Source organism: Methylomonas rosea (assembly GCF_024505055.1).
Classification (GTDB): domain Bacteria; phylum Pseudomonadota; class Gammaproteobacteria; order Methylococcales; family Methylomonadaceae; genus Methylomonas; species Methylomonas rosea.
Genome location: NZ_JANIBL010000082.1, coordinates 1 through 15,649, shown reverse-complemented (window position 1 = coordinate 15,649; position 15,649 = coordinate 1). Strand labels below are relative to the sequence as shown.

Annotated in this window: 14 protein-coding genes and 1 CRISPR repeat array; of the genes, 4 read left to right on the top strand and 10 right to left on the bottom strand. The window is 53.4% G+C overall.

Going from position 1 to position 15,649, the window contains the following annotated elements; all coding sequences use genetic code 11:
- Positions 1-11: 11 nt before the first annotated feature.
- Positions 12-278: a CRISPR direct-repeat array (repeat unit 28 nt; unit sequence TTTCTAAGCCGCCTGTGCGGCGGCGGAC).
- A gap of 131 nt (positions 279-409) precedes the next feature.
- The 9 genes from cas6f to pgi all read right to left on the bottom strand — a co-directional run bounded on the left by cas6f (position 410) and on the right by pgi (position 11,851).
- Positions 410-1,048, bottom strand: a complete 639-nt coding sequence (gene cas6f / locus NP589_RS19735; RefSeq protein ID WP_256608504.1) for a type I-F CRISPR-associated endoribonuclease Cas6/Csy4 — start codon at positions 1,046-1,048, stop codon at positions 410-412.
- Between the two features lie 3 nt (positions 1,049-1,051).
- Positions 1,052-2,089 carry a type I-F CRISPR-associated protein Csy3 gene (csy3, locus tag NP589_RS19730; RefSeq protein WP_256608503.1) on the bottom strand — a complete coding sequence of 346 codons (1,038 nt, stop codon included), beginning with the start codon at positions 2,087-2,089 and terminating at the stop codon, positions 1,052-1,054.
- Positions 2,090-2,105: 16 nt separating this feature from the next.
- Complete coding sequence (csy2, locus tag NP589_RS19725; RefSeq protein ID WP_256608502.1) at positions 2,106-2,984, bottom strand: type I-F CRISPR-associated protein Csy2; 879 nt, start codon at positions 2,982-2,984, stop codon at positions 2,106-2,108.
- The gene (gene csy1 / locus NP589_RS19720) at positions 2,981-4,228 is read right to left on the bottom strand and encodes a type I-F CRISPR-associated protein Csy1 (RefSeq protein WP_256608501.1); all 1,248 of its coding nucleotides are present in this window, start codon (positions 4,226-4,228) and stop codon (positions 2,981-2,983) included. Before csy1 ends, csy2 begins: the two co-directional genes overlap by 4 nt.
- 213 nt (positions 4,229-4,441) lie before the next feature.
- Positions 4,442-4,735: a type II toxin-antitoxin system RelE/ParE family toxin gene (locus NP589_RS19715; RefSeq protein WP_256608500.1), complete on the bottom strand. Its 294-nt coding sequence runs from the start codon at positions 4,733-4,735 to the stop codon at positions 4,442-4,444.
- On the bottom strand, positions 4,723-4,995 hold the full coding sequence (locus NP589_RS19710) for a CopG family ribbon-helix-helix protein (RefSeq protein ID WP_064008739.1): 273 nt from the start codon (positions 4,993-4,995) through the stop codon (positions 4,723-4,725). The genes NP589_RS19715 and NP589_RS19710 overlap by 13 nt, the downstream gene beginning before the upstream one ends.
- A gap of 189 nt (positions 4,996-5,184) precedes the next feature.
- A complete protein-coding gene (gene cas3f / locus NP589_RS19705; protein WP_256608499.1) occupies positions 5,185-8,502 on the bottom strand; it encodes a type I-F CRISPR-associated helicase Cas3f in 3,318 nt (1,105 codons plus the stop codon).
- 15 nt (positions 8,503-8,517) lie between these two features.
- Positions 8,518-9,477 (bottom strand): type I-F CRISPR-associated endonuclease Cas1f, encoded by a 960-nt coding sequence (cas1f, locus tag NP589_RS19700; protein WP_256608498.1) that lies wholly within the window; start codon positions 9,475-9,477, stop codon positions 8,518-8,520.
- A gap of 736 nt (positions 9,478-10,213) precedes the next feature.
- Entirely contained in the window at positions 10,214-11,851 is a 1,638-nt protein-coding gene (pgi, locus tag NP589_RS19695) for a glucose-6-phosphate isomerase (RefSeq protein ID WP_256608497.1), read from the bottom strand.
- A 311-nt stretch (positions 11,852-12,162) separates the two neighbouring features.
- Between pgi and NP589_RS19690 the strand changes: the two genes are divergently transcribed.
- From NP589_RS19690 to NP589_RS19675, 4 genes are all read left to right on the top strand, one after another.
- Positions 12,163-12,756 carry a hypothetical protein gene (locus NP589_RS19690; RefSeq protein WP_256608496.1) on the top strand — a complete coding sequence of 198 codons (594 nt, stop codon included), beginning with the start codon at positions 12,163-12,165 and terminating at the stop codon, positions 12,754-12,756.
- A gap of 133 nt (positions 12,757-12,889) precedes the next feature.
- Positions 12,890-13,786, top strand: coding sequence for a cupredoxin domain-containing protein (locus NP589_RS19685; protein ID WP_256608495.1), 897 nt, complete (start codon positions 12,890-12,892; stop codon positions 13,784-13,786).
- 246 nt (positions 13,787-14,032) lie between these two features.
- Positions 14,033-14,455 (top strand): YqaA family protein, encoded by a 423-nt coding sequence (locus NP589_RS19680; protein ID WP_256608494.1) that lies wholly within the window; start codon positions 14,033-14,035, stop codon positions 14,453-14,455.
- Between the two features lie 3 nt (positions 14,456-14,458).
- Positions 14,459-15,220 carry a hypothetical protein gene (locus NP589_RS19675; RefSeq protein WP_256608493.1) on the top strand — a complete coding sequence of 254 codons (762 nt, stop codon included), beginning with the start codon at positions 14,459-14,461 and terminating at the stop codon, positions 15,218-15,220.
- 41 nt (positions 15,221-15,261) lie between these two features.
- On the opposite strand, the gene NP589_RS19670 is transcribed toward NP589_RS19675, so the two are convergent.
- On the bottom strand, positions 15,262-15,649 hold a 388-nt coding region (locus tag NP589_RS19670; protein ID WP_256608492.1), incomplete at its 5' end, for an MOSC domain-containing protein.

The window sequence follows — 15,649 nt, the reverse complement described above, 5'->3', positions numbered from 1 at the left end:
AAAATGCTGCCTTTCTAAGCCGCCTGTGCGGCGGCGGACTTCCATGTTGTGCGGCTCGCTGGCGACGGCATTTCTAAGCCGCCTGTGCGGCGGCGGACCGCTTTTGTGCTCATCATCGTCAATCAATCCTTTTCTAAGCCGCCTGTGCGGCGGCGGACGGATGCATGATAGAGCCGTCCGGCTTGGTGATTTTCTAAGCCGCCTGTGCGGCGGCGGACTTAATAATGGCGCCAGCGCCCGTGCAAATAACTTTCTAAGCCGCCTGTGCGGCGGCGGACCGATTATAAATTAACGGGAAGCTGGTCGCGACAAGGGTTGCGGACGGTTTGACCTGTTTTTACCATCCGCGAAACCGTTGTTCGTAACCGGCTGATTTAGTTGATATTGTTAAAGAGCGGAAAATTTTGGGTCAAAATTCCGGTACGGTGGCGACGCTGCTCAGACCGTAGGCGTTGAAATTGCCGGCCACCGGCGCGGTGGCTTCGGTTTTGGCGACCCATAAACAGAAGGTTTGCCCGCCACTCAAGCTTTGCAGACGAATAAACGGCAAGGCCACCGAAGGCTTGAGCATATCGCAATAACGAAACGCCAGCGGATACACCTCGTTCTCCGCCGCGGCGCGCACTTCCACCGTCATGTTCAGCGCGGTCGCCAAATCGACGCCGTGACGTCTGGCATAACGCCGAGCTAATCGTTCCGGGTTGGTCTTGGGTTGCGCGCGCCGATAAACCGCGTATCCCAGCAGTTTGTCGGGTACGGGTCGGACACCGGTGCAATGCACGTAATCGCTTAACCGGGCCAGACGCTGTGTGGCATTAAAGCGTTGCAACGTTGATTCATCTTCGGCAAACAGGCGGCATTTGTCGCCTAGGCCAAGCCGCTTCTCTTCCGCCCGGTATTTCGGAAAGCCAATACCGATAGCGCCCCGCCGTTCCTCGTTTTGCATTTCGACGAAACCCAAATGCAGTTGCTGGAACACTTTGGACCACAAAAAATTCAGCCCAACCTCAGGATTGGGCAACAAGGTGATTTCCAAATAAAAGCGCATGGCTCAATCCTTGCCGCTTTCGCCGAACACGCCGCCGCGCACCAGCACCGCCATCACGTAATGTTGCTCGGTTTGGCTCAATTCGCCACCGCGCGCGAAGCGGTCGAACAGCGTGTAAAAGTCGGCCTTGGCTTTGGGGGTGCGAAAGGCTTTACCCAGATTGGTAACGGCGCCGTAGGGTTCGACGGCTATCGGGCCGATGAACGGATTGTCTTCGTCCACTGGATACCAGGTGTCGATGCTGCGTAGCGCATTGCCGATTTTTTGCGAGTGCATGCCGGCCTGGCCATCGATGTGATAGAGGATTTTGCTTTTTTTGGATTTGCTGTTGCCCTTGTCCAGCACCAGTTCTTCGCTGGGGTAGACATCCTGCGCCTGGCCGACTTGGGCGTAGGCATCGACGGTCAAAAGCAAAAACTCGCTCTGGCCGCTGAGGGCGGCGGCGGTTTTGTCGGCCAGCGCGGCGACATCGGAGTGGTTGTGGTCGAAGTCTTTCAAATTAAAGGCTTTGGCATCGAAGGTCCACGCGGTTTGCTGTCCTTCTTTACGGACACTGACCACCACTTCGATACGTTCGGCGCCCACCCGGTTGCGCCACAGGAAGCGGGCGTTGGCTAGGTTGGTGGCGTAGCGTTTGGCCAGTTCTTTAAAACCTTCGGCCTGAATATAGCCGTTGGCGGCTTGCTGGTAACTGGCGGCGAACTCGGCGCTGTTGCAGGCAGATGGTTTCTCGACGCCGCTCAGCACTTTTAGGCTGAAGCTGAGTTTTAAGGTGTCTTGTTCGCTGCCCAATGCGCAACTGTCCACGGTTTGCAGGTTGGGCTTCTCGACTTCGGCGTCCAATTTGGCCGGGTCGTCTTGCAGGGCTTTTTTCAGGCGGTTGGAAATGGTGCCGCGTACGGATTTTTCTTGCAGTTTCAGCGGCTCCGCCGCTTCATGCCGTTTATCCCACTGCGCGCCGTAAAGCCGGCCATCGGACGGCACCAGTTTTTTCTCGAAAGCCAGTACGGTTGCCGCGGCGATTTTGTCTGTTTTTGCCATGATGTTGTCCTTGCCGTTAAGCGTTGCGGGAGTGTTGTTCGATTAAATACAGCTTGTTTTGCGCGTCGTAGCGGCTGCGCCAAAGCAGTTGGTCCAGATGTTTAAGCCGGTACGGCATGACGAATTCGCCCAAGGTGACCAGGCTTTCGGCGAAACGGTGCGGGGTATTCGGGTCGCGCTGCTGCTCGGCAAAGCCCAGATCGCCGATGCCGTGAAAGCCTGCGGCAATCGGTACGATCCAGCCCTTGGTTTTGCGCTCGGCGCTCCAAGTCACGTGCCCGTCGGCATCGATTTGGCTGCGGTGGTGGACGGTCAAATAGTCCAGCATGGCGTCGATAGCATCTTGTCCCTCTTGCATGGCTTCGGCCATTAGCGCGCGGTGTTCCAGCAAGACGTAGCCGGGCATCAACTTACGGGTCAGTTTGCCGAGTTCGATGTCGCCGTCGATTTTCAGCAATTCCGGCTTTTTGAAAGACAGAATGTCGCCGCCGGCCAGTTTCATCGTGGTTAGTTGTTGCTGCACGGCGGCTAAAAATTCGTCGGTATCGCCTATATCCACGCCTTGATATTCGATGGCTAAGGTGACATTGAGATGGCAGCGGGCTTCTTCGATGAAAGACGGCCGGTCGCCGGTTTTGTCCAACGGGTTGCCGGTGCCGACGATGGAATGCACGTAATCGCCGCGGCCTTGGTAGGTTTGCAGGTCGATTTGATGGCAAGACACGGCGCAGGCGTTAAAACGCAGCTCGGCGAACGATGCGGCATTGAGTTTTCGTTGTAGGGCATGCACGCCACCCAGCCAAGCCGTCATGGCCGGAAAGCCAATGGTGTAAGGACTGGACAGCGCGTTGGCGTTGTGGATTTTCAGGCGCGGAACGATCAGGAAACGGTTCATCGCAATACCTCCCGATGTTCGGTGAGCAGTTGCCGAAACGCCCTGGACTCGGGGTCGCCGATAGGGATGGCTTTTTGCTCGCCAACGGTTTTTTTATAGGCAATACCCAGCCACGACACCACTGCAACGATGATGTCGTCCAGCCATTCGTCCTCGCTGTCGCGTTTTTCGCTGTTTGCCGCGTCCAGCCAGATTTTTTGCGCCGGCGGCAACGCGGTGGCTTCCGACCAGCCGCCGGGTAGTTCGCGAATCGCCCAAACCTTTTCCATCAGCTGTTCGACGATCTGCAAAATCCAGTAATCCCGGCCTTCGCGCACGGCTATGTTGTTGGGCACCGCGTCGAGAAACAATTTATGCAAAGCTTTGAATTTGTCCTGGTAATCCTTGAGATACAGACTTTGCAGGAAGAAATTGGTTTTCGGCGCCAGCGTGGCGCGCAGTTCCAAAGTCGGCGGCAGCGAGGGCAACAGATAAGCGGTCCCGCCGTTCTGGTTATTCAACACGCTGATGTTTTGCGGCTTGGTACCGCCGAAGCCGATCACGGTCAGGTTGTAGAGTTCGTCAAAGCCGTGTTCGTTGTGCTCTTGATTGCGGCGGTCTGTGCGGGCTTGTTTGGCGGCCTCGGAAAAACGTAACGTGTTGATGCGTTCCTTGAGCTTGAACATCAGCCCGGACGGTGTCAGCAACGATAGCAAGTGGTAGCCGTCGTCGACCGGGAAATAGACTTGTTTGATTTTTTCCGAGGTTTTGGCTGTTGCAGTGTCGGTGGATTTGATGCTCAGCAAGCCTTGCCGCAGTTCCCGGAAGGCTGTCGGTATATTGAATTGTTGTTGGATCAACGGGGTATCCTGTTCCAGATGCGCCAACACCGTTTGTCCGTCGCTCAGCGGCAAGGATAGAAACTTGTGGACATCAAGCGCCGCGGCATCGCCGAATACGTCGAAATCGGCTGCAGCATTACCACTCCGTAAAAAACCATCTGGTTCAAATTTACAGAGTGCAATCACTGCACTGACATTTTTTTTCTTTATAAATGGGTTACTAAATTTAGGTGCATGGCTAGTGATGGCTAGACTTCCGGCCCGCTTGGCGGCATCCGGTAACCAATTCGCCATGTCGAATTTATCGACGGCTTGGCGTTCGACGTCTTGTTGCTCGGCTTCGGTTTTGGCCGACTTCAATTTTTCTTTAAGCCAGGCCGCTTGCCGTTCCGACAGGAAACTTTGTACTGAGGGTTCCAACATGTTTGCAGTCCTTGTTCGGTTTTTCGCGCAGTAGAGCATAGGCTAGAGCCTTGCAGACCTAACTAAATATGGTTGCCGATGACGTTTGAGAGCTTACAACCCGGCCTGCATGACCGGAAATCTTGTTTTTATTGAGTCGGATTTTTGAAAATGAAGCTTTCCGAGACACCCTATAGCGTTCCTATTTAGAGACGCCATGGAATTCGGAAAAAATTAGTAACCCGCTTCTTTTTGATGTCGGAAAGCTAGGACATGAATCGCATTGGCACCCGGTTCATAGCGATAGAGCGCCACATAACCGGAATCGCCGAACGGAATAATCAACTCGCGCAGTTCCTGGATGTCTTGCAAGGGCCTCCCAATATCGGGCTCCGATTCTAAAAGTTGGAATTGTCCCGATATGGCCTGACTCGCACGTTTTGCCGCCAAAGGATTTTTGGCAATAAGGAATCGACGGCAGCGCTCCAAGCCTTGTATCGCCCCTTCTGTGACAATTACTCGTGGCACTCAGGTGCCTCTTGATCCGTATCGGTACCCCAAGTATTCAGCCAGTCGCCCACTTCCTGGCCGGTTAAATGCTTGCCGGTTTCTTGATAGGCTTGCCAAGAGGCCAAGGCTTCCTGCTTGAAACTTTCTCTGGATTCTTCACGTTCCACGTAATCGCGGATTGCTTCGCGCATAATCCAATGGGCAGAACGATGCCGCAACTCGGCCAAGTGCTGAATCCGGAATTTGAGATCATTGTCTATCTTGATGGATGTGGCCATAGTGAGCACCTTGTTATTAAAAGGTAATACCTTTGGATACTCTAGCATTCGGGAAGGATATTTTTCCAATGAAAAAATTCAACGCCTCCCTGAATCAATCGCGCCTTCGAAAGTAATAAGAAATTAGGTGCTTTATCGGTGGCGACCAGTTTACGGCCCGAAGGCTCGTAACCCGTCACAAACTAAGTGTTAGCGACGTTGATCTTTACCAAGCTTCCAAAAACCCAATTGCTGGCAATAGGCAAAGCGTTCGCCAGTCAACAAATCGTTGTCGTCAATCCGCACATTGATTTCGCCGTAACGCAAAGCTACATCGGTTAGCGACCAGCCTTTTTCCTCGGCGTGGCGCTCGAGAAGCTCGGCGTAATCCCGATACAGCCAGCATCTTTCCCGTTCCAATTCGCTCAGTGCCACGCGCTCAATTTTGCAATTGCCTTCAACGGTATTGGTGCCGCCTTGCGGCAGTTTTTCGACGAACCGCCAATCGAATTTTTCGTCCGGCAGGTCGAATAAAATCCGCTGCTTATCGGGTTGACGAAACGGGGTCAGATGTTGCGGCAAGGCCGTCAACCACCAACATCCGCCGAGCCAGCCTTGCAGGCTTTCCGGGCCGCATTGGTCGTAGCGGGTCAGCAAATTCTGAATGCAATGGTGCTCCAGATCGGCCAGATTCTCGGCCGGCCTTAGTTCGGCGTTGCTGCGAATACGCGGCGCGGCGGTGATAGCCTGCAATTGTTCAGAGGGGATCAACCGTTTCAAGTCATGCGTCGCTAAGCGCTGGCGCGGGCTTTCGAAGCCTGGACGGCAAAAGGCCGGTTTATCGTCACCTTGCAACAGCGCTTTCAAGTTGTATTGCAGCAAGCCGATATTCGGCGCTTTCGGCGTCTGCGACCGGTGCCGCAACACCCTTCCGGCCAACTGGATGATGGAGCGGTAAGACGACGGCTCGACCACCGCCCAATCGAAATCGTGGTCGCGGCCGACTTCCTCGACCGGCGTCGCCACCAGGATGAAAATCAGGTTGTCGGCTTGGCAGCGGTCGATATGTCGGCGGATTACAGAGTCGTCGAACACAGCAGTGGGTTGGTCGCGTTTTAACACTGCATCCAAATACCGTTCCTGTTCGTGGCGCAATAACAAGACCTGCTGGCTATGGTAGGCCATGATGCGGATCTCGACATCGTCCGGCCAATCCTGCGATTGCGCCAGATAACGGGTCAATGCGATGCACGGAGGAATGTTCGCCATTCTCACCACGCCGAATGAAATGCGTTTGCCACTCTTTGTGTCGATCTCGGCATGGCGGCGATGTTGCTCCACGACCGTATTTTGAATTGTCTTAAAGTAAGCCTGCTCGACGGACAGGCTGTTATCCTCGGACGGAGAAAAATCGACGATTTCGGCGATGCGTTTGGCGGGGTTTTGCCGGATGTTTTGCAACTTGGCGCTACGTTTTTCGACAAAGATCCAATGCGTTTGCCGGTATGCTTGAATATCGGCGTTTTGCAGTGTGGCAATTTCGCAGTCGGATTCGTCAAGCCACGCACAACCGATTTGGCTGTTCAAACCGCGAGCCTGGGCAAACAAGCGCCAACCTTCCTGGTAGGCGTTGAAATAACCTTCGGCCAAGGCCGGCGGTATCGTCGCCGAGGATATCATTACCTTGCATCCGGACATGCCGGCCAGGTGAATCAAGCGGCCGATGGCAATCAAATCGTCGCCGTCGAAATCGTCGATTTCGTCGATGACCAAATCCGACGACATCAGCCGCAAGCTCGGCAAGATGTAGCGCCCGCCGTGCCGGGTTTCGGTAGCCGCCATCAAATGATCGATGGTGCAGGCCAGCACCGGGGCGTAGAGGAATTTTTGCTTGCGCGGGTCAATTTGGCCGGCCCTATCGGTCCATAGCGTGCTTAAGGCGCTGAGTGCTTGGTCGGGAATGTCGAAATCGACGTCGTTGTCGTCCCACCATTCTTCGGCCGATTCCGAGCCGCTTTTCTCGTCAGCCGCTATGGCTTCCGTCTTTTGCCGGGCTTGATTATGCAGTTCCAGCACCGCGCGCGAACCGATCAGCACCGCCAATTCGCTGTTATCCAGGCCGATGCGCGCCCGATATTCATCGCCGGTTTGCAGCGTCAAAGTCCGCAAACCCAAGGCTAAAGCGTAACGCAAACTTTCACCGTCCTTGGACAAGGCTTGCATGATTTTGGCGTTTGCCAGCGTTTTGCCGCAACCGGTGCTGGCCATGTTGACCGCGAAGAAACCGAAACGGGTTTCCGCCAAATTCCGGGCGGTTTTCCAGGCCTTGATGGCCGTCACGGCTTGGTCCTGCCAGCGGAAACGGGCATCGGCGCTTTTTTGTTTCAGCCGCTTTACGTCGTAAACCGGCGGCGGCTCGGATTCGAATAAGGGCAAGCGGCGAGCGACGGTCGCGGCCTGTTTCGCAACCCGCACCAAGTGCTCGTCCAGCAGTTGTTTGGGTTTGCCATGTTTATCGGTGTTGGCGTAAAGCGGCACGGCTGGTTGCCAGTTTTTGTCGGCGTCTTGCGAGGAGTAGTTGTGGTCGCCCAGCATTAGGCTCAATCGGCAATAGTGCAGCACCAGTCGGTAACTGCCGTCGGTCATCGCTTGTGCCAACATCGGCAGGCAAGCTTGCAGTTTGGTCGCTGCCGTTTGTAGTTGCTTAAGCCAGGGCACGGATTGGTTGAGCAGGCCGTGGGGAAATTCGAAACATTGGTTCAGTCGGTCGGCGTCGGCCTCGTTCTGATAACCCCAGTCGGCGGTGATGTAAGCGAGGGTTTTGCGCAGATTCGGCGCGGGTTCGTCTTGCCATACTTTGGCGGCGTCCTTAGTTCTAAAATCTGGCAGCTTGTGGTGCGTAACAACCAACCATGCGATCAAGCCGGCGGCATCCGGCAAATCGGTCATCGGCTTGTTGGTGGTTTGCCGGACGGCTTGCTGGATTGCCTGTTCGTCGATCACGCCGTCCGCCAAGCGCTTTAACCATTCGGCGTCGCCGGTTGTGCCGTTGATGAACGCTTTCAGCAGCATTAACGACATCCACTCGTGGCGCAGCGGGTCCGGCGGCTGCTTGGTCAAAAGTTTGTTTTGGAAACACAACGAGGCCTTGCCCCAGTCGTGAAATAACGCAGCTGAAGCAGTTAGCGCCTTGATCAGAGGCAAATAGTGCCAGTCGCTTTCCCAGTGGTTGTTTACGACCGTTTTTTGCGTGCTGTTGACCGGCACGATGCCTGCCGAGTTAAAGCGGCGGCGATTACCGACTATCCAAACCAATTCGCTGCGGCTGCGCGACCTGAGCCAGTGGCAGGAAACGGCGGTACTTTTCGTCGCCGTCTTGCGCAGTAGTTTTTTCACCGCTTGCAGGCCTTCTTCGGTAATCACGGTCTGCCAAGTGTTGTCGCCGATGCGGTTGGCGAAGGCGTCCAGCACGCGACGGGTGCGGGCCAAGGCTTTTTTCTGGCATTGACTGACGAAGGTGACCATCATGATATTACCCTCACCCTAGCCCTCTCCCTGAGGGAGAGGGGATTGAGTCGCTTGTTGCTTGACCTGTTCGAACATGAAATCCAGCGCTTTGTGGTCGGTGAATTTTTGCAGGATTTGCTGGCGAAACTCCTGTTCGTTCATTTTTTCCTTGGCACAGACGAAGGCCCAGGGCAGGACGATGGCATCCTTGACCAAGTCGGCTACGTCGAATACCAAGGCACCGCGCCGGGTTTTGCCGTGCATCACCGCAAAGCCATGCGGAATGCCTAGCACCCATAACGTGGTGGCGGCGAGGCCGTAAGCCAGATAATTGCCGTGGTTTAAAAAGCCATTGGCCAGGTCAGTCGCGTCGTGGTCACGGCTAAAGTCAGTGTGCTTGGTGGCTTGGGCGGCGTAGCGGTAAAGTTGTTTGGTCAACAGCGCTTCGCGTTGCAGCAAATCGCCAACTTTACCGGCCTGCTTGACTTGCGACGCGTATCCGTCCAGCGCGGCGGCTATGGTGCTGTCGTCGGCGAAGATGTTTTCGGCTTGCAGGTCGCGGTCTTTATTCCAGACCCGGCGCAGGTAATCGATTCGGGCTTGCTGAAAGGCTTTGGCGACCACCAAGCGTTGATCGTCGTCGAACCAAAATTTTAACCAACCCTGGATGTATTCGGTGGGGCGGTATTCGCTTTGCGGGGTCAGCCATTCGATTTCGCAGCCGCTAAACAAGGGCGTGCCACCACCGCCGCAAAAGCCGACCAAGACGCCGGCGCTGGCCAACATGCGCATCGCCGCTTGGGTGATCGAGGTGCCGGTGCCAAGCAGGATAACGGTGGTATTGGCGATGGGAATATTCCAATACAGGTTTTCATCCTTGGCTTCGGTCAAATACAGCACGCGGCCGTCTTTCTGCATCACCCGGCATTTTTCCAGATAGTAGATGTTGGCGCGTTTGGAGTGGAGGATGGCTTTGAGATCGGTGAGTTGTTCCATAACCTGATTTTCTTGAATTTCCTATAGAGAAAAGATTATTGCTGACATTTTTCGTTAGCGTCAATCTAACGGATTGCCAAAAATTCTCGGGTTAGATATTGGACTCAAAAGCAAATGATCGATATAGATAATGCCTAGCTTATTGGCGGATGAATGCAGGTTGCGCGATCAAGCGGTCGGTAAATACCAGCAGTAAATGAAATTGCCGCTTGCCTTGTGGACGCGACCTATCATCGAAGTACTCGTCTATTGATACGGCGCGTTGACGTTTTAATACCCGTTCGCCTTTATGCCCCTGGGTATTGTTGAGCCTGTCGAAAGGCTGCTTGGGACGTCGACCAGTTTTTACAAAAATTGCTTACTGCTACTTTGCCAACGTTCAGCCAACGCCGCAGGCCCGTCCGGATACCCACATAGGGACAAGAGCGGGCATCGAGAGACATGGAGGCATGGCTTCGATCATTAATTGAGTCTGAATTCGGCAATCCGCAAAAATGACGTGCACCTTTGAGAATCTGACAACGTAGAATTTTAAGCGAGCAAAAAATCTAAAAATCGTTTCAAACAGTGGCTATTTCTTGGTAACACCATATGCCCGAAGATGGCTTACTTTGCTCAGTACCCGCAGGGCATAAAGACGAACGGTTAACCCTTAAGTTTATGGCATTGGCCCTCGAAGAGGGCCGGGATGATCTAGCGTCGATCAATCCGAAGACCCGGCGTGAATGCCCTGCGCTTATTTCCGCAAGCGCTTATAAGCATTGATCAGGCCGTTGGTAGAGCTGTCGTGGTCGGTGACGACGTCTTCGGTTTTGAGTTGCGGTAGGATGGCCCGCGCTAACACTTTACCCAATTCCACGCCCATTTGATCGAAGGAATTGATATTCCAGATCACGCCTTGGACGAAGATTTTGTGTTCGTAAAACGCAATCAGGGTGCCCAAGGTTCTGGGGGTGAGCTTTTTAAATAAGAACGAGTTGGACGGTTTGTTGCCTTCGAAAATTTTCGAGGCAATCAAGGCGTCATCCAGGTTGGGCTCGTGGCTCAAATCTTTTCTGACCTCGGCCTCGGTTTTACCGCGCATCAAGGCTTCGGCTTGCGCCAGAAAGTTGGAGATCAGGATGTCGTGATGATCCGGTAAATTGTATTGGCTTTGCGCCGCCGCCAGGAAATCACCGGGGATAAGCTTGGTACCCTGATGAATCAGCTGGAAAAACGCGTGCTGGCCGTTGGTGCCGGGCTGGCCCCAGATAATCGGGCCGGTGTTGTAATCGACTTTATCGCCGCTGATAGTGGCGCTTTTACCGTTGCTTTCCATATCACCCTGCTGGAAATAATCGGCAAAAAATTTCAAAGACTGCGCGTACGGCAAAATGGCGTAGGTTTCCGCTTCGAAGAAGTTGTTGTACCAGATACCCAGCAAGCCCATGATGACCGGGATGTTCTTTTCGAATGGGGCGCTGCGAAAATGTTCGTCGGCAATGTGTGCGCCCATCAGCAACTCTTCGAAATTGTCCATACCTATGTATAGGGCAATCGACATGCCGATTACGGACCACAAGGAATAGCGGCCACCGACCCAATCCCAGAATTCGAACATATTGTCCGGGTCGATGCCAAATTCCTTAACCTTGGTGACGTTGGTCGAGATGGCCACGAAATGTTTGGAGATATGCGCGGGATCGACAGCTGCCTGCAAGAACCAATTACGCGCCGAACGGGCATTGGTCATGGTTTCTTGCGTAGTGAAGGTTTTTGAGGAAATCAAAAACAGCGTGGTTTCCGGGTTGAGCGGTTTCAGCGTTTCGACGATGTCTGTCTGATCGACATTGGACACAAAATGCGCTTTCAAGCCGTCCTTGCCGTAGGGCGCCAGCGCGGTATCGACCATTTTGGGGCCCAAATCGGAACCGCCGATGCCGATGTTGACGATGTCGGTAATGGCTTTGCCGGTGTAGCCTGTCCAGGCGCCGGAACGCACTTGTTCCGTAAATACCCGCATTTTCGCCAACACTTTGTTAATTTCCGGCATCACATCCTGGCCGCGAAACAATACCGGTTTGTTGCTGCGGTTGCGCAAGGCGGTATGCAAGACAGCGCGTTTTTCCGTGGTATTAATAATGGAGCCGGAAAACATGGCTTCGGTCTTGGCAGAGAGTTCTGCGCGGTTAGCCAATTTGATCAACAAAGGCAAAGTTTCTTCGGTAATTAGATTTTTAGAGAAATCGAACAGCAAATCGTTAAATGTCACGGAAAACTTGTCGAAGCGTTGCGGATCTTTATCGAACGCATCCTTCATGCAAAATTTGCCGGCAATCTCGTGGTGATGTTGCTTAACGGCATTCCATTCGGCAGAGTTTATTAATTTGGACATATTGTTGTTATTTGATTAACCGGATAGGGGATATTTCAGTAGACCTGAACAGGCAGAGACAATTTAAAGGAATGATTCATAACCCCATTATAAGGATTGTCTTTGATTGCTGACAAAAAAAATTACAGCTTGAATCGATCATCTCAACTACGGCACGATAGCCTTTCTTTGGCTATGGCGATGTGCTAGAGTTAGTCGCTGTTTTGATCGAAATCAGGCAGTTACGTTCGCCAATGGTTTAAACAAGTTCATGTATAACCACATGAAAAATAATAAAAACTACAGCATTTATTAACACGGGAAGGGTATTTATGAGAAGCTCTCGCATATTAAGAAACGGTTTACTGGGCTTGTTGGGCCTGATTTTTTCATCAGCGGTGTGGGCGCACGGTGGCGCGGCGGGTACCGATACTGACCAATGTAAGTTCGAACTGGAAAAAGATCACTGGATCCATTACACCGCCTACCAGCCTAATGCCTATCCGGCGGAAGAGTTCTGCGGCAACATTCCCGATACCAACACTTTGACTCAATTGGTATTCGACTATCAAGATCAACGTTACCGCGGCATGGCTATCGAATTCGAAGTAACGAAAGAACCTGAAGGCAAACGCGTATTTTTCCAAGCCGCCGAAAAACACAAATCCGGCACCGTGATTCTGAACCTGCCGCAAGGCGTGCAAGAAGCGGGCAAACACCTGATCCACATCACGCTGCTGCAAGATAACGGCGAAAGATTAGATGCTCATATGAGCTTTAAAGCCGGCGCCGGCCAACCTACCAGCAAAGGCAGCTATGGCCTGTATGCACTGGTATTGTTCGCAGGCTTGTACATCTTTTATCTGTCTAACGCCGGCTTCAAACGCAAAGTCGACGAGTTGATCGGTAAAGCGAAAGAAATCTAAGAATCACGCCGCAAGAACCGTTATTCCGCCTATGCTGCGCGGCGGAATAACGTACTTTCCGGCAGCCTTGTCAATCCAAACTATCGCGGCATAATCGACGCTATACATAACGCCCCTTCGAGGTAATGCAATAATGGTCAAATTCGTATCACTTGCCACACTGGTCTGTGCCTTGTCTGTTAATACTGTGTCCGCAAAAGAAATCCAGGATCACAACCAGATGATGAACCACGGCGACGGTCATTTGATGGATATGGATGGCGGCATGGTCATGGGCCAAAACACCGACACCTTGCCGGGCGGCTGCGACAAAATCGCCGCGACCAAGGAAATTACCGTGCATGCCGGACACAAATATTCCGAGAAATTCCCCGGCACCATGTTTGCGTTCGATCAGCAGGAATTTCAATTCGAACCTTGCACCAAACTCACCGTACATTTCATCAACGAAGATGATATCCGCCATCAATGGATGATGCATGGCTTACCGAAATATTTGTACCCGAAAGGCATGTTCCATTTGGAAGTGAGCGGTCCCGGCAAAGTATCCGGCACCTTGATCCTGCCACCGGGAGACAAAACTTACTTAGTGCATTGCGACATCGCGCAGCACATGGAAAAAGGCATGAAAGCCCAATTGAAAGTCGGCAAAGGCAGCGAAGACTTACCCAGCATTCCTGGGGTAACCGCCGCGATTTTCCCGGACGATTACAGCGGCAAACCTTATGATCCAGTACTCGACGCGCCGGCTCCCAGCACGCCTGTGGCAGCCCCGGCAGTTACGGCGACCCCAGCCCCGGTTGCGGCAGTCGATGATTCGATTATTTCCGGCACCACAGTGATCGGTTTGGCTATTGGCTTTATTGCCGCACCTTGGCTGGCAAAACGCTTTAAAGGCATGAGCGCCGGCGAGATTATCGCTACCGTGCTGGAGCAAGTCGCGCATGGCGTCGGTTATGTCATACAACTGATAGGCAAACTGATCAAAATGGTATCCGGCAAAAACGTCATCGCCTTACCTGACAAATAAAGGCTAAGCAAAAAGCCCCTGAAACAATTGTTTCAGGGGCTTTTTTTATGCGCTATGTTCGCGTTGTCGTTCTCGTCGCCCCGGCGTACAGCCGAGGCTTAGAAGCCATGGATGGCGAAAGCTTTCACATCCTTATGGATTGGATCCCGGCACCCTTTATAGCTCGAAGTGAATCCATGCCGGATGACAGTGCCAACCTACTTTCAACTAATTACCTGAACGCAGCCTTTTTTATGGGCTAAACCAATGCAGTTAGAATCGCTCGGTCCTTTGGGATTATTTATCAGCGCCTTCATCTCCTCCACCGTCGCCCCCGGCGGTTCCGAAGCGATATTGGCCTACCTGGTTAACAGCCAGCAACATTCGGTCAGCCAGTTGGTAGCCATCGCCAGCGTTGGCAACACGCTGGGCGCGATGACGACTTGGTGGCTGGGTTTGTGGGCCGCCAAAAAATACCCCGCCGAAGCACTAGCCAAACAACATCAAAAATCCTTAGATACCATGCGCCGCTGGGGCAGCTGGGCTTTGTTGTTTTCCTGGCTGCCATTGGTCGGCGACGGCCTGTGTTTTGCCGGCGGCTGGTTACGACTTTCCATACTGTCCTCGCTGTTGGCGATTTTTTTAGGTAAAGTGTTGCGTTATATCGCCGTTGCCTACGCCTTTGTCTAAGCCATGAGTTTCTTTTCCTTACCGCATTTCCCAGCCGCCAATACCGTCGCCGAACACCACAAACGCGATTATCAGATTGCGGCGTTTACTTTTGTCACCACCACCATCTGCTTGACGATGGACGGCTTCGCCCCGCAATTTATGCAATACGTGTTGGCGTTTTTCGGCTGGCTGTTTTTAATCGCCTGGCTGCGCGGGGAATGTAAATATGTGCGCACGCAAGTGGCGGTGGCGGTGACGTTTGCGGTAATCGGCGAGTATTTCGCTTCCGTTTACATGAAAGGCTATATCTACCGCTTCGGTAACGTGCCGGCCTATGTGCCCGCCGGCCATGGCCTGGTGTATCTGACCGCCGTAGCACTGGGCCGCTCCGGCTTGTTTCAGCAACACGCCCGCCGCATTGCGGTATTCGTGGTTGCAGTCTGCGGCGCCTGGGTGGCTTGGGGACTCAGCGGCTTTGGCCGTCTGGATATTATCGGCGCCGTGCTGTTTGTGGTGTTCTTGGGCTACCTATTCAAAGGCCGTTCGCCTATGGTTTACTTGGGCGCGTTCTTTATCACGTCTTGGCTGGAAATCGTCGGCACCAGCGCCGGCACCTGGGCCTGGGCCGAGATTGATCCAGCCTCACACCTACCGCAAGGCAATCCGCCCAGCGGCGTTGCGGCCTGGTATTGTTTGGTGGATGCTGTGGCTATTGCTGGCGCGGGGCCAGTTTTGCAAGCCTTCACCAAAACCGCGTTGGTATTACAGCGACAAAGGGCCTGACCGTTTCTGGCTGGGTTTCACGCTGTTCAGCCCAGCCTACATTACTCCACATGTCGGATCGCATTCAGCCGCATCCGATCACCCAGACGAATCAAGCCGCCGGACAAAATTCGCGCGGTCATCCCGCCATGACCACGTAGCGCGTTATAACTGCCCACACCCAATTCGGCCGCCATTTTCGAGCACGGATCGCAAGGCCCGGTGATTTGGATAATCACTTCATCACCCACTGCCCATTCCAACACCACATTGGGAAACGGCGAGCGCATACCGATTAGATTCAGTCCCGAAACCACCAGATTACGCCGTAGCCGAGTCGGTTCCAATTCCGCAAGCCCACACCAACCGGCAACTATGGGTAAATGCTCGGCCTGAAATAAAGTCAGTTCGCGTTTTGACGATTGCCTGCCGGAACGAACAGCAGTTGCC

Coding starts and splice junctions, on each gene's coding strand:
- csy3 (WP_256608503.1), bottom strand. CDS start 2,089: ATGGCAAAAACAGACAAAATCGCCGCGGCAACCGTACTGGCTTTCGAG.
- NP589_RS19690 (WP_256608496.1), top strand. CDS start 12,163: ATGAGAAGCTCTCGCATATTAAGAAACGGTTTACTGGGCTTGTTGGGC.
- csy2 (WP_256608502.1), bottom strand. CDS start 2,984: ATGAACCGTTTCCTGATCGTTCCGCGCCTGAAAATCCACAACGCCAAC.
- NP589_RS19710 (WP_064008739.1), bottom strand. CDS start 4,995: ATGGCCACATCCATCAAGATAGACAATGATCTCAAATTCCGGATTCAG.
- NP589_RS19685 (WP_256608495.1), top strand. CDS start 12,890: ATGGTCAAATTCGTATCACTTGCCACACTGGTCTGTGCCTTGTCTGTT.
- cas6f (WP_256608504.1), bottom strand. CDS start 1,048: ATGCGCTTTTATTTGGAAATCACCTTGTTGCCCAATCCTGAGGTTGGG.
- csy1 (WP_256608501.1), bottom strand. CDS start 4,228: ATGTTGGAACCCTCAGTACAAAGTTTCCTGTCGGAACGGCAAGCGGCC.
- NP589_RS19675 (WP_256608493.1), top strand. CDS start 14,459: ATGAGTTTCTTTTCCTTACCGCATTTCCCAGCCGCCAATACCGTCGCC.
- cas3f (WP_256608499.1), bottom strand. CDS start 8,502: ATGATGGTCACCTTCGTCAGTCAATGCCAGAAAAAAGCCTTGGCCCGC.
- NP589_RS19680 (WP_256608494.1), top strand. CDS start 14,033: ATGCAGTTAGAATCGCTCGGTCCTTTGGGATTATTTATCAGCGCCTTC.
- cas1f (WP_256608498.1), bottom strand. CDS start 9,477: ATGGAACAACTCACCGATCTCAAAGCCATCCTCCACTCCAAACGCGCC.
- pgi (WP_256608497.1), bottom strand. CDS start 11,851: ATGTCCAAATTAATAAACTCTGCCGAATGGAATGCCGTTAAGCAACAT.